Below are 19,318 nucleotides of genomic sequence, written 5' to 3'. Positions count from 1 at the left end.
TTCAGAAGCCAAGGCGCGGTCCCCGGCGGGTATCGCGGTCGGCGGCGAGGATGCCGGTGATGACCTCCTGCCCCGCCCGCAGGTCGCCGGACACCACCTCGGTGAAGCTGCCGTCACCGATGCCGAGCCGCACCGGCACACCGACAGGGCTCCCGTTGCCTGGGCTGGGCACCCAGACGGTGCGCGTGGCTTCGGCTGCCCGGCCGGGATCGACCAGCGACTCGAAGCGGTCGCGCTGCGCCGGGTCGAGCAGTCCGGCCATCCGCTCCAGCGTCGCGGTGCGGATGGCGTTGGCCTCTACCCGGCGGCGTTCCGGATCGCCGCCTTCCGCATCCAGTACTGCGAAGCGCTCGCGGGCCTCGGCGACCAGGGCGGCGATGTCGCGCCGCTTGATCTCGTCCAGCTTCAGCCCGTCCGTCACCCGCTTGGCGGCAGCCTCCAGCGCCACGGCACCGCGCCCGCCATTCAGGCCGCCGGTGGTCGGCGCCGGCGCATCGGCGGACGGTTCGACGCCCGGCGGACGGAAGCGCAGGGCCGCATTCGGCAGCTTCACCGCCGATGGCCGCTCGTCCACCGTGATGCGCAGGTTGGCGGTCATCCCGGGCAGCAGGCGCAGCTCCGGATTCTCCACCGTGATGACGACGATGTAGGTGACGACGGTCTGGTCCTCCTTCGGCGCCAGCCGCACCTGCGCCACCCGGCCGGTGAAGCTGTCGCCGGGGAAGGCGTTGACGGTGAAACGCACCGCCATCCCTTCGCGGACCCGGCCGATGTCGGCCTCGTCGATGTTGGCCAGCACCTCCATCTGCCGCAGATCCTGGGCGATGGTGAACAGGGTGGGCGCCGACAGGCTGGCCGCCACCGTCTGGCCGCTGCTGACCGCCCGGTTCACCACCACGCCGTCGATGGGCGACCGGATGACCGAGCGGTTCAAATCGACACGGACCAGTTGCAAGGCCGCTTCGCGCTGGGCCACCTGGGCACGGGCGACCTCCACCTGGGCGGCGGCGACCGCCAGCGAGGCTTCGGCGGATGCCTCCGCCGCTTCGGCCTGCCGCTTCTGCGCACGGGCGGCGATCAGCTGGGCCTGGGCGCTGTGGGCCGCGGTTTCCGCCTTTTCCAGATCGGCGGCGGCGACCACGCCACGGCCCTGCAGATCGCGCCGCCGCCGCAGGTCGCGCTCCGCATCGCGCTGGGCAAGGTCGGCACGGACGATCTGCGCGTCGGCATTGGCAATGCTGGCGTTGGCATTGGCGAGATCGGCCCGCGCCTTGTCGAGCAGGGCCTGCTGCTGGATCAGCGCCGCCTTGGCGGAATCGACATCCGCACCGGCCTGGGCCAGCCGCGCGGCAAGCTGATCGCCGTTCAGCCGGGCGAGGATCTGCCCGCTGGTGACGCGGCTGTTGAAATCGGCATAGAGCTCGGCGATCTGGCCGGAGAGTTGCGAGCTGACCTCAACCGTCACCAGCGCGCTCATGGTGCCGGTGGCGGTGATGGCGCTGACCAGCAGACCTTGTTCCACCCGCGCCAGACGATAGGACGGACCGGGCTCGGCCCGCGCCAGCACGACATAGGCGGACAGGCCGGCTACGGCGCTGAGCGCCAGTCCGATGAAAATCGCCGCCTGCCTGCCTGCTCCCTTGGCCATCGCGCACCTCCGCACCGCGCCACCTGCACGATGAATCTGGGAGAGTTTACGCGAAAGTCATGGGCTGGGGGGCCGTCTTTCAGCTTTCGGCTTACGGCTTGGCAATGTCCGGGGAAACCACACGGTCGCCGGGACGGATACCGAGCCGCGAAGCCATGCCGCCGTTCAGCTCCAGGATCGCCTTGACCGGGCCGTCGGAGTTGACGGAGTCCAGCGATTCCGGCACCGCCCGCTCATGGATGTTCACGATGCGGCCGTCGGCGGCGATGAACAGCATGTCCAGCGGAATCAGGGTGTTCTTCATCCAGAAGCTGGCGGGCTGAACCCGGTCGTAGACGAACAGCATCCCGGCATCGGCGGCCATCGACTGGCGGAACATCAGCCCCTGGGCCTGCTGGCCGGGCGTCAGCGCCAGTTCGATGTCGAAGCGGAACTTGCCGCCGCCGGCCGTCTCGACGGTCAGCTTGGATTTCTGGAAACTCTCCAGCGCCAGTGCCGGGAAGGCGACCACCAGCAGCAAGAGTGCCGCCACCACACCCCGAAAACTCCGACCGACCATCATGCTTGTCCCCGAAGGCTGACTTGACCCGTGGATGCGGGAGAGGCGCCAGTGAAGCACGGTGCCCCGCCCCAGCCAAATTAAGCCTGTTTAGGACTTCGCCAGACGGTCGAATGCCTGCAGCTTCGCCAGCAGGGCCGGCATGTCCGTCAGCGGGACCATGTTGGGACCGTCGCTCGGGGCGCAGTCGGGGTTCTCGTGAGTCTCCATGAAGACGGCGGCGACGCCGACGGCGACGGCGGCGCGGGCCAGGACCGGAACGAACTCCCGCTGGCCACCCGAGGTGGTGCCCTGCCCGCCCGGCTGCTGGACGGAATGGGTGGCGTCGAACACCACCGGGAAGCCGGTCTCCGCCATGATCGGCAGCGACCGCATGTCCGACACCAGCGTGTTGTAGCCGAAGCTGGCGCCGCGCTCGCACAGCAGCACGCGCTCGTTGCCCGAGGCGACCAGCTTGGCGGCGACGTTCTTCATGTCCCACGGCGCCAGGAACTGGCCCTTCTTGACGTTCACCGCGCGGCCGGTTTCGGCGGCGGCGATCAGCAGGTCGGTCTGCCGGCAGAGGAAGGCCGGGATCTGCAGCACGTCCACAGCCTCGGCGACCGGGGCGCACTGGGTGGATTCATGCACGTCGGTGATAACCGGGCAGCCGAACCGCTCGCGGATCTCCGCGAAGATCGGCAGCGCCTTGTCCATGCCCAGACCGCGCGCGGTGGCGATGGAGGTGCGGTTGGCCTTGTCGAAGCTCGACTTGTAGATCAGCCCCATGCCCAGCGCGCGGGTCATCTCCACCAGCGCGGACGCGGTCTCCATCGCATGGTCGCGGCTTTCCATCTGGCAGGGGCCGGCGATCAGGACGAAGGGACGGTCGTTGGCAATGGTCAGGTCGCCGACCTGAACGGCGCGCGGCGTGGTCATCGGAGTGCTCCAAAACAAATCGAGGCGAGAGGGCGCCGCCCTCCCGCGCTCACCCGACAGGGGTTCGGGCAAGGGTCGGAAGGCCCTTGCATCCCACTATTCAGGAAATCGGTCAACGGCGCTGGCGTCAGGCCAGATGCGTCCGGAAGAACTCCACCGTCAGCCGGTTCGCCTCGTCGGCGGCATCGCGGTCGTAATGCTCGCCGCCCGGCCGAGCGAAGGCATGGTCCACGCCGGGATAGACCTTGGCGGTCACCCATTCGTTATCCTTCACCCCGGCGACCACCGCATCGCGCTTGTCGGGGCTGGAGAACTTGTCGTTCTCGGCGATGTGCAGCAGCAGCGGCTTGGCGATCTTGTCGACCTCACCCAGCAGCCCCTCCAATCCGACGCCGTAATAGCCGACATTGGCATCGGCGTCCGACCGCGTCGCCATCATGAAGGCCAGCCGGCCGCCCAGGCAGTAGCCGACGCTGCCGGCCTTGCCGGTGCAGCCGTCCTGACCACGCACCCAAGCCAGCGCTGCTTTGAGGTCGTCCACCGCCTTGTCCTGATCCATGCCGTTCAGCAGGGCGAAGGCCTGGTTCCATTCCTCTTGCGTCTTGTCGGTCAGCTGCACGCCCGGCTGCTGGCGCCAGAACAGGTCCGGGCACACCGCCAGGAACCCCTGCGAGGCGTACCAGTCGCACATCTCGCGCATCACCGCGTTGACGCCGAAGATCTCCTGAATAACCACCAATCCGCCGGCGGGGGCCACCGTGGGCTTGGCGACATAGGCTGAGAAGCGGCCGCCGTCGGCGGCATCGATCATCACGTCTGACATGGCACTGTCATCCTCCCGTTGGCAAATCCGCCCCTGATATGGAGCGGAGTTGCCCCCGGTCACCCCGCCTTCCGTCAGAAACCGACACTGACGCCAATGAGGCCGCCGAAATCGCGGCGGTTCTCCTCGCCCAACCGGGCATTCAGGCCCAGCGTGCCGGTCACCGACTCCGCCAGCTTGAAGGAGGCGCCGGCCGTCAGGTCGACATAGCTGCGGTCCGGCTTCGCCACCGCCACGTCATAGGCCAGCGTTGAAATGCTGCGGCTTTCCACCGTGATGGAGCGCTGGTCGTCCTTGAACTCCCGATTCAGCGTCACCTTGGCATAGGGCAGGACGCTGCCGAAATCATAGGCCGCCTGATAGCCGATGCTGCCGACCAGCGAGTTGCGGGTCTGTGAGCGGTAGGTGAAGCCGAACAGGCTGTTGTCCTCGCTGAACCCTTCCACCTCGACATGCTGGTAGCGCAGGCCCAGCACCGGGCCGTGGGTCAACCCGCCGGTCATGAACTCATAGCCGCCCTCGGCGCCGATGGAGGCGTTGATGCCCTCGGTGTTGCCGCTGGTCGAATGGTCGGTGCCGTTGATGCTGACACCACGGCGCAGGTCGTAGTCGGCGAACCCGATGGAGCCGACGCCGTTCACGAAGGCGCCGCCCATGCGGTAGACGCCGTAACCGCTCAGCACATACTCCCGCTGCTTGTAATCGCCGCCGGTGGAAAAGCTGCCGCGGTAGTGCGACGCCGTGCCGGCCACGCCGAGCAGCAGGTTCTCGGTGAAACGCTTGTCGATGCCGACGCTGACCGACAGCGGCGTGCCGCGCACCTCCGCCTGACCGCCGGCACCGGGATCGCCGGTGCGGTCGCTGGTCAGCCGGCCGACCCCGCCGCTGATCCAGGCGCCGCTCGTGCCGGGCTTGCGACTCCACAGGCTGGTCGCCGCCTGGGCCAGGATGGTGGAGGTCAGCCGGTCGCGGGTGTGGATCGGCGATTCGGCGAGCTGCGCCACATTGCCGGGGGCGGTCAGCGCGTTCAGCACGAAGTCCGACACCGCGCGATGCCCGGCCGTGGTCGGGTGGACGCCGTCGGCGAACAGGTAGGTCTGCGCCGCGTTGGACGCCACCAGCGTCCCGGAGGTGCAGAGCAGCGAACTGCTGGTGGTACAGGCGGTGCCGGTCACATTGGTGAAGCCGAAGGCCGCCGGATCGGCCACCGCCGCCCGCAGCAGGGAATAGGTGTCGATGGGAATGACCGATACGCCGGCATTCGCCAGACCCAGCGTGACCAGCTGGTTATAGCCGCTGACCAGTTGCGTGATCTGTGCCGCCGCGGCTGAGCCCTGCGCCCGTCCGAACGGAGTCGATCCGATGTCCGGCACCGTCGGGACCAGGATCGTGCGTGCCCCGGCGGCGCGCAGACGCGCCACCTGCGTCACCAGATCGCCGGCGGCCTGAGTCACTGTCGCCTGAGCGGTGGCGGGGTTGTTGAGTGCCGTGAAGATGTCGTTCGCCCCGCCCCAGACGGTGTAGAGCGCATTCGGATCGGCCCGGCCGCCGCTGGAGGCGAGATAGCCGGAGATCTGCGTCGCCACGCTGGGGGCGAACGCGGTCGGGCCGGTCGCCGGAAAGCCGACCGAGGTGTTCACCCGTGCGCCGCCGACCGCATAGTCGGTGCCGCCCCGCGCCGCCGTGGTGGCGGAGGTGCCGAGCGCTCCAGCCACATTCTCCGCCCACACCGGACCCGGGTTGGTGGTGAACTTGCCGCCGACGGGCAGCAGCGACTGGAACGCGCCGCTGTCGGTCAGGCTGTCGCCGAAGAAGATGGTGGAGGAGTAATCCGCCGCAGCGGCCGGGACCGCGGCGACAGCGGTCAGACAGGTGGCGAGCGCGGCGATCCTGACGCGATTCATGGCCCTTCCCCGATCAGATTGTTTGATTGCCCGATTTTCAGAGGATCGTCGCACAAGGGTGTCGGGCGCGCAAGGTACCTGACGTATGGGGAAGGTTGCGGGCGGCAAAAAGCCCCGCCGGTTAGGGCGGGGCTTCCGTAACCGAGGACGGTCGGTCCGAAAAGGTCAGACCAGCCGGCTCTGATCGATGGCCGCCTTGATGAAGGCGGTGAACAGCGGGTGCGGCTCGAACGGCTTGGACTTCAGTTCCGGGTGGAACTGCACGCCGATGAACCAGGGATGGTCGGGGATCTCGACGATCTCCGGCAGTTCCCCGTCCGGCGACAGGCCGCTGAACTTCATGCCGCAGCGCTCCAGACGCTCCTTGTAGTACACGTTCACCTCATAGCGGTGACGGTGCCGTTCGGAGATGTCGGTGGTGCCGTAGATCTCGGCGACCTTGCTGCCGTCCAGCAGCTTGGCCGGATAGGCGCCCAGACGCATGGTGCCGCCCAGATCGCCGACTTCGGCACGGCGTTCCAGCGTGTTGCCGCGCATCCACTCCGTCATCAGGCCGACGACCGGGTTGCCCGGCTTGCCCAGCTCGGTGGAACCGGCATCCTCGATCTTCGCCATGTTGCGGGCGGATTCGATCACCGCCATCTGCATGCCGAAGCAGATGCCGAAGTACGGCACCTTGCGCTCACGCGCAAACTGGGCCGCCCGGATCTTGCCTTCCGTGCCGCGGGAGCCGAAGCCGCCCGGCACCAGGATGCCATGGACGTTTTCCAGCCGCTTCACCGCAGCATCGTCGTCCTCGAAGATCTCCGAATCGATCCAGTCGAGGTTGACCTTGACGTTGTTGGCGATGCCGCCATGGGTCAGCGCCTCGGCCAGCGACTTGTAGCTGTCGAGCAGGCTGATGTACTTGCCGACCACCGCGATGGTGACCTCGCCCTGCGGCTTGCGCACCCGATCCATGATGCGGGTCCAGCGCGACAGGTCCGGCTCCTTGTCGGTCGGCAGACCGAAATAGCTCAGGACCTGGGTGTCGAAGCCTTCCTCGTGGTAGCTGATCGGCACCTGATAGATCGAGTCGACGTCGAGCGCCGCGATCACCCGCTCCGGACGGATGTTGCAGAACAGCGCGATCTTCTTGCGCTCGTTCTCCGGAATCGGACGGTCGGCGCGGCACAGCAGGATGTTGGCCTGGATGCCGACGCTCAGCAGTTCCTTCACCGAATGCTGGGTCGGCTTGGTCTTCAGCTCGCCGGCGGTCGGGATGTAGGGCAGCAGCGTCAGGTGGATGTAGAGCACATTCTCCTGGCCGACCTCGTTGCCGAACTGGCGGATCGCCTCCAGGAAGGGCAGCGACTCGATATCGCCCACCGTGCCGCCGATCTCGATGAGGACGAAGTCCTCGTCGGTGGCGTCGGCGCGGATGAACTCCTTGATCTCGTCGGTGATGTGCGGAATGACCTGGACGGTGCCGCCCAGGTAATCGCCGCGACGCTCCTTCGCGATCACGGTGGAGTAGATGCGGCCGGTGGTGATGTTGTCGCCCTTGCGGGCCGACACGCCGGTGAAGCGCTCGTAATGGCCGAGGTCAAGGTCCGTCTCGGCCCCGTCGTCGGTCACGAAGACCTCGCCGTGCTGATACGGGCTCATCGTGCCGGGATCGACGTTCAGGTACGGGTCCAGCTTGCGCAGCCGCACCTTGTAGCCGCGCGTCTGGAGAAGCGCCCCAAGCGCCGCCGATGCCAGACCTTTGCCCAGCGAAGAAACGACGCCACCGGTGATGAAGATGTAGCGAGTCATGTCCGTCCGAAGAGCTTGAGAGCTGTTCCATGTCCCCAGAGGGGACGGAATTTCCATGTCCCCCGATGGGGGCGAATGTTTCAGTCCCCGGAGGGCCGCCGCGGCGTCAGCCGCAATCAACCCTCAAAAGAAAGAGGCGGCTTCGGGGAGGCCGCCTCGCTGTCCGCTTCGCACCCGTGCGCTGGGAACTGTCCCGTTACTGGGACACCGGCGGCGCGGGTTGGGCCGGAGCGGCCGGCTGGGCCGGGGCCACCGGGCTCGCCGGCAGTGTGTCGATGATCGACGCCGGGCGCGAATGGCCGCCGGCCAGGATCGCCAGCACGATGCTGGTGGCGAAGAAGCAGCCCGCCAGAATGCCGGTGGTCCGCGTCAGCAGGTTGGCCGTGCCGCGGGTGCTCATCATGCCGCCCATCGTGCCGCCGCCGATGCCGAGCCCGCCGCCTTCCGACCGCTGGATCAGGATCACACCGACCAGCCCGACGGCGATCAGCAGATGAATGACCAGAATCACCGATTCCATGCGATGCTCACCCCACACCATCCCAAAAATCGAATAGCGCGCCACAGGCCGTCTTAAGGGCCCGTGGCGCGCGCCCATTGTTTGTACCGCGCCATCGCGCGATATGCTAGCGCCAAAATACCTGAGCCTTATCCGTTGGCGGCATGGCTGACACCGCTTGCGCGCCATGCCGCAAGGGAAGGCCGGCGTCAGCGACAGGCGGTGCCGATGGCCCAGAAATCGTCGGCCTTCAGCGACGCACCGCCGACCAGAGCGCCGTCGACATTCTCCACCGCCATCAGCTCCGCCGCGTTGCCAGGCTTGACCGAGCCGCCATAGAGGATGCGGACCTTGGCGGACTCCGCGATCTTGCCGTCCAGCTCGGCGCGGATATGGGCGTGCATCGCCTTCACATCGTCCGGGGTCGCGGTCTTGCCGGTGCCGATGGCCCAGACCGGCTCATAGGCGATGACGGTGTTCTCTGCCGTCGCATCGGCGGGGATGGAGCCGGCCAGTTGCCCCGACACCACGGCGTTGGCTTGGCCGGCATCGCGCTGAGCTTCGGTCTCGCCGACGCATATGATGGCGACGAGTCCCTCCTTGTGGGCGGCCACCGCCTTGGCGTTCACCACGGCATCGCTCTCGCCATGGTCGGCGCGGCGCTCCGAATGGCCGAGGATGACGAAGCGGCAGCCGGCGTCCTTCAGCATGGTCGGCGCCACGTCGCCGGTGTGGGCGCCGGAGGTCTTCGGCGCACAGTCCTGGCCGCCCAGCGCCAGCGGGCTGTCGGCGATCGCCTCGCCCACCGGGAACAACAGCGGGAAGGGAGGGCAGATCAGCATGTCGAAAGCGACCGGCCCGGCGCCCTTCAGCCGACCGGCGAGGTCGGAGGCGAGATCCAGCGCGTCGGCCTTCAACCCGTTCATCTTCCAGTTTCCGGCGATCAGCTTCCGGTTGGCGGTCATGGTCGTTTCCTTCTTGTCTCGGCTTTATATGGGAACTTGTGGAACGTTCTTGGCCTCTCGTGACCAAAGCCCATAGCAAGCCCGCTGCGGAAATTCCACTCACCCGACCGGCACATCGCCCCCCGAAAGCCATAAGAGACATCTTGTAGCAGTCCCCTGGCGCAGGCCGGCCAGCCGCCCTCCGGCAAAGGCGGATCACATCCTTGGCGGAGCCGAACCATACGAAGTGCCATGTTGCAGATACCCCTTTCCGGAATAGCATCATTTGCAACGCACCAACTCCCCTCGGCGAAGGCCTGACCACCATGAAGAATTTTTCGGACCTGACGGAAAAGGAGCTGCTGGCACTCGCCATTGCGCTGGAGGAGGAGGACAGCCGCATCTATGACGAGTTCGCCCACGGTCTTGCCGACAATTATCCCGACACCGCCAAGCTGTTCCGCGCGATGGCATCGGAGGAAAGCGGGCACCGCCATCGGCTGCTGGAACTGTTCCAGGCACGATTCGGCGACCACATCCCGCTGATCCGCCGCCAGGACGTGAAGGGCTTCGTCGAGCGCAAGCCGGTCTGGCTGACCCGCCCGCTGGGGCTCGACACCGTGCGGCGGCAGGCAGAACTGATGGAGGCGGAAACCAAGCGCTTCTACACCCGCGCCGCCGAACGGTCGCAGGACACCGCAATCCGCCAGCTTCTGGGCGACCTGGCGGAGGAGGAGCGGCGGCACGAGGCGAAGGCCGAGCGACTGGAGGCGGCATACGTTTCACCCGACGTGCGGGAACGCGAACACGAATCGGAACGCCGTCTGTTCGTCCTTCAGGTGATCCAGCCCGGCTTGGCCGGCTTGATGGATGGATCGGTATCCACGCTGGCCCCGCTGTTCGCCGCCGCCTTCGCCACCCAGGACAGCCACGAGACCTTTCTGGTCGGTCTGGCCGCCTCCATCGGCGCCGGCATCTCCATGGGCTTCGCCGAGGCGCTGTCCGACAACGGCTCGCTGACCGGGCGCGGCAGCCCGTGGCTGCGCGGGCTGGTCTGCGGCGCCATGACCACGGTTGGCGGGCTGGGCCACGCCCTGCCCTATCTGATTCCGCATTTCTGGACGGCGACCGCCATCTCCATCGGCGTGGTGGTGATCGAACTGGCCGTCATCGCCTGGATCCGCAACCGCTACATGGACACCCCACTGCTGTCCGCCGCCTTCCAGGTGGTGGTCGGCGGGCTGCTGGTATTCGCCACCGGAATCCTGATCGGCAGCGCCTGAGCGCGGGAGGAAAAGCCGGCTCCCGGAACGAGCTTGTTCTTGTAACCGGACGCACGATTGTTTATGTCTGAGTTGCTGTCCTAATTAGAACAAATCGAACCAACCGCGTTGCCATGGCTGACCTTAAAGCGGGCGTGAACCAGCTCTTCCTCCGCGAGGAGGAACTCCGCACCGGGATGGAGCTGCTTTTCTACGCCTATCGCGAATTCACCGCCGAACCGGACGAAATTCTGGCGGAGATCGGCTTCGGCCGCGCGCATCACCGCGTGATCTACTTCGTCGGCCGTTATCCGAAGATCACGGTGTCGGAACTGCTGGCGATCCTGAAGATCACCAAGCAGAGCCTGTCGCGCGTGCTGGGTGAACTGGTCCGCCAGGGTTTCATCGACCAGCAGACCGGTGCCCGCGACCGAAGGCAGCGGCTGCTGGAGTTGACGGAAAAGGGTGTGGAGCTGGAGCGCCAGCTGTCCGAGACCCAGCGCCAGCGCATCGCCCGTGCCTATCGCATGGCGGGGGCCGAGGCGGTGGAGGGTTTCCGCAAGGTGATGATGGGCATGCTGGACGAGGAGGACCGGGCGAAATTCGCACCGCCCGTTCCCCCTGCCCGTCTTGCCGTCAAACGCTGATAAGGAAAATGTCGAAGCGGATCAGCCGGCTTTCGATTCGATGGTCTCCACCGGAGCTGCGGTTTGGGCCTCCGCCGGCGTTGCCTCGGTCGGCTTTGCTTCGGTTGCGCCGTCGGCCGGCTTTTCAGCGGCCGTCTTCGCCTCGTTGGGATTGCGGCGGCGGAAGCCGCCCTTGCGGTACACCACGTTTTCAGAAGCGCCCGGTGGGCATTGAACGATGTTCCCGCCCTTCGCCAGGAAGGCACGGGTCATGTCGGCGAGGTCTTGGGCGTCCAGGTCCCGGGGGTCGTTGGACCTGTGGTGGTCGGCCATCGTGATCGCTCCTCGTGTCTCTCGGCCCTCAGCGGAGGGCACATGGAGGTTAACACGGATCAAGGCCAAAACGACCAAGCGCTTACACGACTGCCCGCCATGCATACCCAAGATATGTTCGACAGGCACCTCTATGTCGATTGCGGGGAGCCGCGTTATAGTCCGGCCATGACCGAAGATCAGCCCCACATCCTGGTCGTCGACGACGACACCCGCCTGCGCGAACTCTTGCGCAAATACCTCGCCGGCAACGGCTTTCTGGTCAGCACCGCCCGCGACGCCGCCGATGCGCGGGCACAGCTCGGCGGGCTGGCCTTCGACCTGCTGGTGCTCGACATCATGATGCCGGGCGAATCGGGGCTGTCGCTGACCGAATCGCTCCGGCGCGAGCGGGACCTGCCGATCCTGCTGCTGACCGCCCGCGACGAGCCGGACGACCGCATCGCCGGGCTGGAGGCCGGGGCCGACGACTATCTCGCCAAGCCCTTCAACCCGCGCGAACTGCTGCTGCGCATCAACTCCATCCTGCGCCGGCAGGCGGCACGCCCGCCGGAACCGACGGCCCCGCCGGCGGCTCCGGTCCGGCTCGGTCCCCTCACCTACCTGCCCGACCGGGACGAGTTGCGCCAGGGCGACGAGGTGATCCGCCTGACCACGGCGGAGGCCAGCCTGCTGCGCATCCTCGCCACCTCGCCCGGCATCACCTTCACGCGCGACGAACTGACCGAACGCAGCAAGGTCGCCGGCAACGCCCGCACCGTCGATGTCCAGGTCACACGCCTGCGCCGCAAGATCGAGATCGACCCGCGCGAGCCGCGTTACCTCCACACCGTCCGCGGCGAGGGGTATGTGCTGAGGCCCGATCCGTGACGGCGAGCGGGCAGACCGGAGCCGACAATGCAGCGGCCAGGCGGGCGGCGGTCCGCCGGGCCGAACGGCGCCGGCGTACGCCGTTCCTGAAGAGGTTCCTGCCGCGCACCCTGTTCGGACGGTCCCTGCTGATCATCGTCACGCCGGTGATCCTGGCCCAGGCGGTGGCGACCTGGATCTTCTACGATCGGCATTGGGATACGGTGACGAACCGGCTGGCCTACGGGGTTGCCGGCGACATCGCCACCGTCATCGCCGTGCTGGAACACGACCCGACGCCGGAGGGGCGCGACTGGACGCTGGCCACCGCCGCCCGCACCACCGACCTGATCGTCACGCTGGAGCCTGGCCAGATCCTGCCGGAGCAGCGCCGCCAGCAAAGCGGCCTGCTCGGCGGCCTGCTGGAACGAACGCTGGGCAAGGCGCTGGATGAGCGGGTCGGCCGCCCCTTCACGATAAACACCCGCGTCGCCCATGAATGGTACGAGATCCGGGTGCAGATGGCCGACGGCGTGCTGTCGGTGATGTCGCCGGAACGCCGGCTGTTCACACCCACCAGCTACATCTTCATCCTGTGGATGGTCGGGTCGGCCATCGTGCTGTTCGCCGTCGCCATCCTGTTCATGCGCAACCAGATCCGGCCGATCAAGCGGCTGGCGATTGCCGCCGATGCGCTGGGCAAGGGACGCGACGTCTCCAACTTCAAGATGGAGGGGGCGACGGAGGTACGGCAGGCGGCATCCGCCTTCCTCTTGATGCGCGAGCGCATCCAGCGCCAGATCAACCAGCGTACTGAGATGCTGGCCGGCGTCAGCCACGATTTGCGCACGCCGCTGACCCGGATGAAACTGGCGCTCGACATGATCGAGGATCCCGACCTCGACCCCGAGGTGGAGGAACTGAAGGCCGACGTCGCCGAGATGGAGGAGATGATCGAAGGCTACCTCGCCTTCGCCCGCGGCGAGGGGACGGAGGCGGTGCAGCCGACCGACCTGACCCGCCTGCTGAACGAGGTTGCCGCCGGTGCCCGGCGCGAGGGAACCGAGGTGACGCTGACCGCACCGGAGGGGCTGTCCCTTCCGCTGCGGCCCAACGCGGTCCGCCGCTGCATCGCCAATCTGCTGGTCAATGCCGGCCGTCACGCCGGCACCGCCTGGGTCAAGGCGGAGCGGAAGGACGGCGTGATCGAAATCACCGTGGACGACGACGGTCCCGGCATTCCCGCCTATCTGCGCGACGACGTGTTCAAGCCGTTCTTCCGCGTCGACAGCAGCCGGAACCTCGACACCGGCGGCTCGGGCCTGGGGCTGACCATCGCACGCGACGTGGCGCGTGGCCACGGCGGCGACATCACGCTGGATGACAGCCCTTACGGCGGCCTGCGTGCGGTGATCCGGCTGCCGATTTGATCCGATGAGGTGATGCCATGAAAAAGCCCGCCTTCATTCAGGCGGGCAATTCATGTCATGCAATGACGGCCTCGTCCCCCACCCTCCCTACAAGCTGCAAAGCGCAAGCAGGAAAGGTGGGAACGGGGGCAATGGACGAGCGCGTGGTTACTGGTTCGCCGCCGCCGCGACGACATTGGCGCCGGCAAGCTCGCCGCCGATGCCGTTGTTCAGCGCCCAGATGGCGGCCTGGGTGCGGTTGGAGGCGTTGATCTTGCGCAGCAGGCTCTTCAGGTGAACCTTCACGGTGGCTTCCGTGATGTTCAGGTGGTTGGCGATCATCTTGTTGCTGTCGCCGTTCAGCAGGCAGCGCAGGATCTGCACCTCACGCTGCGACAGGCCCTTGCGCGACACCGGCATCTCGGTGCCGTTGCCGTTGACGCGGCCGGAGATCAGCAGAGCAGCCAGATGGGTCGGGAACACCTTCTCGCCCATCATCACCAGCTTCAGCGACTGGGCCAGCGCGTCGGACGACAGGTCCTTCATCAGATAGCCGTCTGCACCGGCTTCCAGCGCGTTCGCCAGGCGGCGGGTGCACAGGTCGCTGGTCAGGATGACCAGCCGGGTTTCCGGCAGCAGGGCGCGCAGGCGGCGCATGCCGTCGGCTTCCTCGTCGCCACCATTCTGCAGGTCAAGAAGGACCAGCTGAGGCCGAATGCCGTTCTCGACCGAACCCAGCGCCTCCCGCAGGTTTCCCGCCTCGGCGACGATCTGGAAGGGCGAATCGTCGAGCAGGCGCTTCAGCCCCTCGCGAAACAGCTTGTTCGAGTCGATAAGAAAAGCGCGCACTGAGTCCATCGTCCGCTCCCGCAATTTTAGTCGATCGTCATGACGTCGTGGCCAGGGTGGAGGCCGTTGTACAGAGGAAGGTCCCGACGCATTGGCGATTCGGCGATTACCCCTCGATAGCTTCGGCAGGCCGTTATTTAGGGGGAGGTTACCCCCGTGTCGTGTCCTACGGTACCACTCTCCGGAGTTAAAAGAAGAACGCATTGGGCATATGCGCAAAGCCTCTCCAAGATTTCCGGATCCAAAGATATCACAGCAGCGAACATTGTTATGCGCAAAGGCATTAACTGTTTTGTTAACCACCACTTATTTGCGTATGAGCGTATCTCCTAAGCAATCAATGCCGCAAAATTCTCACATCGGGTTGCTCCGATCACTGCCGACGGGATGACGCCAACAGATACCCCGAATGGAACGTCCGTACTTTCGACATATAAGAGGCCGCCGCCATCGTCGTAGCCTTGACCCTGCCCGGTCGCGCATGCGCATTTCCGCCGGCTTCCGCCACCCGGCGAAGAGAGGATGAGGACAGGATGGGTTGGCAGATCATCGCCGCCGCCATGGCGGGCTATCTTGTGCTGCTGGGACGCAGTGCCTGGAAACAGGGCGAGTTCCTCCAGTACCTGCGCAGCCTCGCCATCGTCGCCACGCTGTGCGCCCTGCTCGCCGGCGCCGTCGCCCTGGCGATGCTGCTGGATGGAGCATAGGCGCGCGGCCAGCACCTTCTCCCACTGCCCACAAACGAAAAGGGCGCCGGCGGTTTCCCGCCGGCGCCCTTCTTCATTGCCCGCAGGCGATCAGCTGAGCGGGATCGCCACGAAGCGCAGGTCGCCCTTGCGGTCGACCAGCAGCAGCACCGACTTCTTGCTCTGCTCCTTGGCCTTCTGGACCTTGGCGGTCACGTCCTCGGGCTTGCGGACCTCTTCCTGGCCAACCTCGATGATGACATCGCCGGCGCGCAGGCCTTTTTCCGCCGCGGTGGAGTTGCCCGCCACGTCGGTGATGACCACGCCCTTCATGTCGGGCTTGATCTCATACTGCTGGCGCAGTTCCGGGGTGATGGCGGTCAGCTTCATGCCGAGGGATTCGGTCGGCTTTTGGGCCGGGGCCTTGTCCTTCGGCTGCTGCTTCTCGTCCGGACCGGCGGCGAGCAGACCCTGCTCCTCCGCCGCCTCAAGCTCGCCGACCTTGACCTGGACGGTCTGCGACTTGCCCTTGCGCCACACTTCGACCGGAACGGCCTTGTCGATGGAGGTTTCGGCGACGACGCGCGGCAGGCGGCGCATCTCGTCGATTTCGCGGCCGTCGAACTTAATCACGACGTCGCCGGCCTGGATGCCGCCCTTGGCGGCCGGGCCGTCGGGGGTGACGGAAGCGACCAGCGCGCCCTTGTGGCCGGGCAGGCCCAGACTTTCGGCGATCTCCGGCGTCACCGCCTGGATGCGCACACCCAGCCAGCCGCGGCGGGTCTTGCCATAGTCCTTCAGCTGCGCCACCACCTGCTTGGCGAGGTTGGACGGAATGGCGAAGCCGATGCCGACCGACCCGCCCGACGGCGAGAAGATGGCGGTGTTGATGCCGATGACCTCGCCGTTCAGGTTGAACATCGGGCCGCCGGAATTGCCGCGGTTGATCGAGGCGTCGGTCTGGAGGAAGTCGTCGTACGGGCCGGCGTCGATGTTGCGCTGACGCGCCGAGATGATGCCGGCGGTGACCGACCCACCCAGGCCGAACGGGTTGCCGATGGCCAGCACCCAGTCGCCGACGCGCATGGCGTCGCTGTCGCCGAAGGACACGGCGACCAGCGGGTGGCTGGTCTTGATCTTCAGCAGGGCGAGATCGGTCTTGCTGTCCTTGCCGACCAACTCCGCTTTGATGTTGGTATCGTCCTGCAGGATGACGGTGATCTCGTCGGCGTCCTGAACGACGTGGTTATTGGTGACCACATAGCCGTTCTTGGCGTCGATGATGAAGCCGGAACCGAGCGATGTCGCCTTGCGCTGCGGCTGGTCCTGCTGCTGCTGGCGGTCGAAGAAGTCCTTGAAGAAATCCTCGAAGGGCGAGCCCGGCGGGAACTGAGGGATCTCCGGCCGCTGGCCCTGCGGACGCTGCGGCGCGTTCTGGCTGGTGGAGATGTTGACGACCGCCGGCAGCAGCTTTTCCGCCAGATCGGCGAAGCTGCCGGGCGCATTGCGGTTCGGCGTTGCAGCTTGAGCTTGAGCCGGAGCGGCAGCGATGCCGCCCATCACGGCGCCGCCGGCCATGACCGACGTCATGCCCCAGACGATCGCGGCGACCAGCGGCCGGACGCCCGCCTTGCGAGGCCGGGCCTCGGCCACGGCGCCGCGCGTGGCGGGTTCGAAGTTGGGTATGCGAATCAACGTGCTCTCCCTACCAGACGTCCGGCCGATTCCATGGACGGGAGCGGCCGCCCAGTTCTGGGCCATATATGTGTTGGGCCAAGAGTATGGCCGCAAGATGGCGTGCCGGTCCAGTCGGCACCAGTGGAAAACTTAAGGCCGGAGTTTTCTTTTGAACTCTTGCTGCGGACCGTCGGTCCATCGGCTCGCCCGGCCCGACAGCATTGCGGCCGGACCGGGGGAAACTCCGATCCGGCCGCAAGCCGTTTCGAACCTGTCGCGCGGCGTTACTGCGCCGGCGCGGGGGCCGGTGCCGGTGCCGGTGCGGGAGCGGGAGCGGGCGCCGGGGCACCACCGCCGACCTGCGGGCCGGCGCCGTTGAAGTAACGGAAGAACTCGCCGGTCGGCGACAGCACCATGGTGGTGTCGTTGCCGTTCAGCGACTTCCGATAGGCCTCAAGCGACCGGTAGAAGCCGTAGAAGGCGGGGTCCTGCGAGGTCGCCTCGGCGATCAGCTTCAACGCGCTGTTGTCGCCTTCGCCGCGCAGGATCTGCGCGTCGCGCTGGGCCTCGGCGATGATGACCGTGCGTTCGCGTTCGGCGCGCGACTTGATCTGCTGCGACTGCTCCTGACCCTGGGCGCGGGCCTCGGACGCTTCGCGTTCGCGTTCGGAGCGCATCCGGGCGAAGATCGACTGGCTGGTCTCCTCCGGCAGGTCGGCGCGGCGGATGCGGACATCGACGATCTCGATGCCGAAGCGCTTGGCCTCGTCGTTCACCTGCCCCTTGATGTCGGTCATGATGCGGGCACGTTCGTCCGACAGCACGGCCAGCACCGTGACGTTGCCGAGCACGCGGCGCAGGGCCGAGTTGACGATGGAGTTCAGGCGGGTTTCGGCCACCGCCTCGGTCCCGGCGGTCTGGTAGAAGCGCAGCGGGTCGTGGATGCGGTAGCGGGCGAAGGCATCGACATCCAGGCGCTTCTGGTCGGCCAGGATGACCTGTTCCACCGGCGGGTCGAGGTCGAGGACGCGACGGTCGAGCAACCGGACCTCCTGGATGAAGGGGATCTTCACCTTCAGGCCCGGATCCTGGATCACCCGGCGCGGCTCGCCGAACTGCAGGACGAGCGCCTGCTGGGCCTCGTTGACGGTGAACAGGGCGGACGACGCGACGACGCCGAGGGCGACGATGGCGATACCGGCGATGGCGAGGGTGCGTTTCATGATGCGATCCTCCTCACTGGCCGGACATTGACGGGTTCTGGGAAGAATTCTGGGGCAGCGCGGACAGCGGCTGCGTCTGCGTGCCGGACCGCGCGCCCCCCTGGTTGCCGCCCTGGTTGGACGGAGCCTGGCGCGGCGCCTGCTGCTGCGGGGCCGGCGTGGCGTTCGGGGCCAGCTGGTTCAGCGGCAGATAGGGCACGACGTTCTGCGCCGAACCCTCGACGATGATCTTGTTCCGGCCGCGGAAGATCTCCTCCATGGTCTCCAGATACATGCGCTTGGACGTGACGTCCTTGCTCAGCGCATAGGCCTCGTAAACCTTGCGGAAGCGGTCGGCGTCGCCCTGCGCCAGGCTGACCACCTGCTCGCGGTAGGCCGAGGCCTCCTGCACCAGCCGCTCCGCTTCGCCGCGGGCGCGCGGAATGATGTCGTTGCGGTAGGCTTCCGCCTCGTTGCGGGCGCGCTCGCGGTCGGCGCGGGCACGCTGCACGTCGTTGAAGGCGTCGATGACCGGCTGCGGCGGATCGGCCTTCTGCAGCTGGACCTGGGTGATCTCGATGCCGGCCTGATACTCGTCCAGCATGGTCTGGAGAAGCTGGCGGGTCGAGGTTTCGATCTGCTGGCGGGCCTCGGTCAGGGCGGGCTGCAGGTCGGTGCGGCCGATGACCTCGCGCATGGCGCTTTCGGCGGCCTTCTTCACCGTCACTTCCGGCTCGCGGATCTTGAACAGGAAATTGCCGGCGTCCTTGATGACCCAGAACACCGTGAAGTCGATGTCGACGATGTTCTCGTCGCCGGTCAGCATCAGCGACTCGTCCGGCACGTCGCGGTCGTTGCGGCCGCCGCCGACGGAGGACCGGTAACCGACCTCGATGCGGTTGACGCGCGTCACCTTGGGCAGCAGCACCGTCTCGATCGGCGACGGCAGGCGGTAGCGCAGGCCGGGCTGTTCGGTACGGGTCCACTCGCCGAAGCGCAGGACGACGCCCTGCTCGTCCGCCTCGACGCGGTAGATGCCGCTGGCGAGCCAGATCAGGCCGAGCACGCCGGCGACCAGCGCCACGCCTCGACCGCTGCCAAAGCCGCCGGGCATGGCGCGCCGCAGGCGGTCCTGGCTGCGCCGCAGAAGATCCTCAAGGTCGGGAGGCTGCGGGCCGCCGCCACCGCCGCCATTTCCTCCGCCCTGGGGACGGCCCCACGGGTTGCCCGGGCCGTTGTTGCCCGGCGGGGGACCCCAGGGGCCGCCACCGCCGCCCCCACCTTGATTGTTCCACGGCATCCGACTCTGTCCCCCTTCTGCGATTCGTCCCAT

18 protein-coding genes are annotated in these 19,318 nt (G+C 66.9%); 5 read left to right on the top strand and 13 right to left on the bottom strand.

What is annotated here, in order from left to right; genetic code table 11:
* Nucleotide 1: 1 nt before the first annotated feature.
* The 8 genes from ABNQ40_RS23065 to tpiA form a co-directional block, all read right to left on the bottom strand.
* Nucleotides 2-1,648 (bottom strand): efflux RND transporter periplasmic adaptor subunit, encoded by a 1,647-nt coding sequence (locus ABNQ40_RS23065; RefSeq protein WP_391349027.1) that lies wholly within the window; start codon nt 1,646-1,648, stop codon nt 2-4.
* Nucleotides 1,649-1,739: 91 nt separating this feature from the next.
* The gene (locus ABNQ40_RS23060) at nt 1,740-2,183 is read right to left on the bottom strand and encodes a DUF192 domain-containing protein (protein WP_342210684.1); all 444 of its coding nucleotides are present in this window, start codon (nt 2,181-2,183) and stop codon (nt 1,740-1,742) included.
* A 114-nt stretch (nt 2,184-2,297) separates the two neighbouring features.
* Nucleotides 2,298-3,125, bottom strand: coding sequence for a 3-deoxy-8-phosphooctulonate synthase (gene kdsA / locus ABNQ40_RS23055; protein ID WP_109050328.1), 828 nt, complete (start codon nt 3,123-3,125; stop codon nt 2,298-2,300).
* 127 nt (nt 3,126-3,252) lie between these two features.
* Nucleotides 3,253-3,948: a dienelactone hydrolase family protein gene (locus ABNQ40_RS23050; protein WP_109050327.1), complete on the bottom strand. Its 696-nt coding sequence runs from the start codon at nt 3,946-3,948 to the stop codon at nt 3,253-3,255.
* Between the two features lie 74 nt (nt 3,949-4,022).
* Complete coding sequence (locus ABNQ40_RS23045) at nt 4,023-5,852, bottom strand: autotransporter domain-containing protein (protein WP_109050326.1); 1,830 nt, start codon at nt 5,850-5,852, stop codon at nt 4,023-4,025.
* A gap of 165 nt (nt 5,853-6,017) precedes the next feature.
* The gene (locus ABNQ40_RS23040; protein ID WP_109050325.1) at nt 6,018-7,649 is read right to left on the bottom strand and encodes a CTP synthase; all 1,632 of its coding nucleotides are present in this window, start codon (nt 7,647-7,649) and stop codon (nt 6,018-6,020) included.
* A 196-nt stretch (nt 7,650-7,845) separates the two neighbouring features.
* Nucleotides 7,846-8,169, bottom strand: a complete 324-nt coding sequence (gene secG / locus ABNQ40_RS23035) for a preprotein translocase subunit SecG (RefSeq protein WP_012973986.1) — start codon at nt 8,167-8,169, stop codon at nt 7,846-7,848.
* Nucleotides 8,170-8,357: 188 nt separating this feature from the next.
* Nucleotides 8,358-9,113, bottom strand: a complete 756-nt coding sequence (tpiA, locus tag ABNQ40_RS23030) for a triose-phosphate isomerase (protein WP_109050324.1) — start codon at nt 9,111-9,113, stop codon at nt 8,358-8,360.
* 305 nt (nt 9,114-9,418) lie between these two features.
* On the opposite strand from tpiA, the gene mbfA reads away from it, so the two are divergent.
* Nucleotides 9,419-10,375 (top strand): iron exporter MbfA, encoded by a 957-nt coding sequence (gene mbfA / locus ABNQ40_RS23025; protein WP_109050323.1) that lies wholly within the window; start codon nt 9,419-9,421, stop codon nt 10,373-10,375.
* Between the two features lie 113 nt (nt 10,376-10,488).
* Nucleotides 10,489-11,001 carry a MarR family winged helix-turn-helix transcriptional regulator gene (locus ABNQ40_RS23020; protein WP_098739700.1) on the top strand — a complete coding sequence of 171 codons (513 nt, stop codon included), beginning with the start codon at nt 10,489-10,491 and terminating at the stop codon, nt 10,999-11,001.
* A gap of 21 nt (nt 11,002-11,022) precedes the next feature.
* Here the strand turns inward: ABNQ40_RS23020 and ABNQ40_RS23015 are convergent, their stop codons facing one another.
* Nucleotides 11,023-11,313: a hypothetical protein gene (locus ABNQ40_RS23015; RefSeq protein WP_247879842.1), complete on the bottom strand. Its 291-nt coding sequence runs from the start codon at nt 11,311-11,313 to the stop codon at nt 11,023-11,025.
* A 168-nt stretch (nt 11,314-11,481) separates the two neighbouring features.
* Here ABNQ40_RS23015 and ABNQ40_RS23010 point away from each other — a divergent pair, with 168 nt between their 5' ends.
* Both ABNQ40_RS23010 and ABNQ40_RS23005 read left to right on the top strand, forming a co-directional pair.
* Complete coding sequence (locus tag ABNQ40_RS23010) at nt 11,482-12,183, top strand: response regulator (protein ID WP_109490986.1); 702 nt, start codon at nt 11,482-11,484, stop codon at nt 12,181-12,183.
* Nucleotides 12,180-13,592 (top strand): ATP-binding protein, encoded by a 1,413-nt coding sequence (locus ABNQ40_RS23005; RefSeq protein ID WP_109050322.1) that lies wholly within the window; start codon nt 12,180-12,182, stop codon nt 13,590-13,592. Before ABNQ40_RS23010 ends, ABNQ40_RS23005 begins: the two co-directional genes overlap by 4 nt.
* 147 nt (nt 13,593-13,739) lie before the next feature.
* Here ABNQ40_RS23005 and ABNQ40_RS23000 read toward each other — a convergent pair whose 3' ends face one another.
* Nucleotides 13,740-14,429, bottom strand: coding sequence for a response regulator transcription factor (locus tag ABNQ40_RS23000; RefSeq protein ID WP_098739703.1), 690 nt, complete (start codon nt 14,427-14,429; stop codon nt 13,740-13,742).
* 524 nt (nt 14,430-14,953) lie between these two features.
* On the opposite strand from ABNQ40_RS23000, the gene ABNQ40_RS22995 reads away from it, so the two are divergent.
* A complete protein-coding gene (locus ABNQ40_RS22995) occupies nt 14,954-15,127 on the top strand; it encodes a hypothetical protein (RefSeq protein WP_199235437.1) in 174 nt (57 codons plus the stop codon).
* A 90-nt stretch (nt 15,128-15,217) separates the two neighbouring features.
* Here ABNQ40_RS22995 and ABNQ40_RS22990 read toward each other — a convergent pair whose 3' ends face one another.
* From ABNQ40_RS22990 to hflK, 3 genes are all read right to left on the bottom strand, one after another.
* On the bottom strand, nt 15,218-16,867 hold the full coding sequence (locus ABNQ40_RS22990) for a DegQ family serine endoprotease (protein ID WP_247880101.1): 1,650 nt from the start codon (nt 16,865-16,867) through the stop codon (nt 15,218-15,220).
* A 200-nt stretch (nt 16,868-17,067) separates the two neighbouring features.
* Nucleotides 17,068-18,006 carry a protease modulator HflC gene (gene hflC, locus ABNQ40_RS22985; protein ID WP_109052178.1) on the bottom strand — a complete coding sequence of 313 codons (939 nt, stop codon included), beginning with the start codon at nt 18,004-18,006 and terminating at the stop codon, nt 17,068-17,070.
* A 13-nt stretch (nt 18,007-18,019) separates the two neighbouring features.
* On the bottom strand, nt 18,020-19,285 hold the full coding sequence (hflK, locus tag ABNQ40_RS22980; RefSeq protein WP_109052179.1) for an FtsH protease activity modulator HflK: 1,266 nt from the start codon (nt 19,283-19,285) through the stop codon (nt 18,020-18,022).
* Between the last annotated feature and the right edge of the window lie 33 nt (nt 19,286-19,318).

Origin of the sequence: Azospirillum sp. A23 (assembly GCF_042938965.1) — a bacterium.
GTDB lineage: Bacteria > Pseudomonadota > Alphaproteobacteria > Azospirillales > Azospirillaceae > Azospirillum > Azospirillum melinis.
Note: the sequence above shows the minus strand (reverse complement) of the source record. Positions and strands in the feature narration are given on the sequence as shown.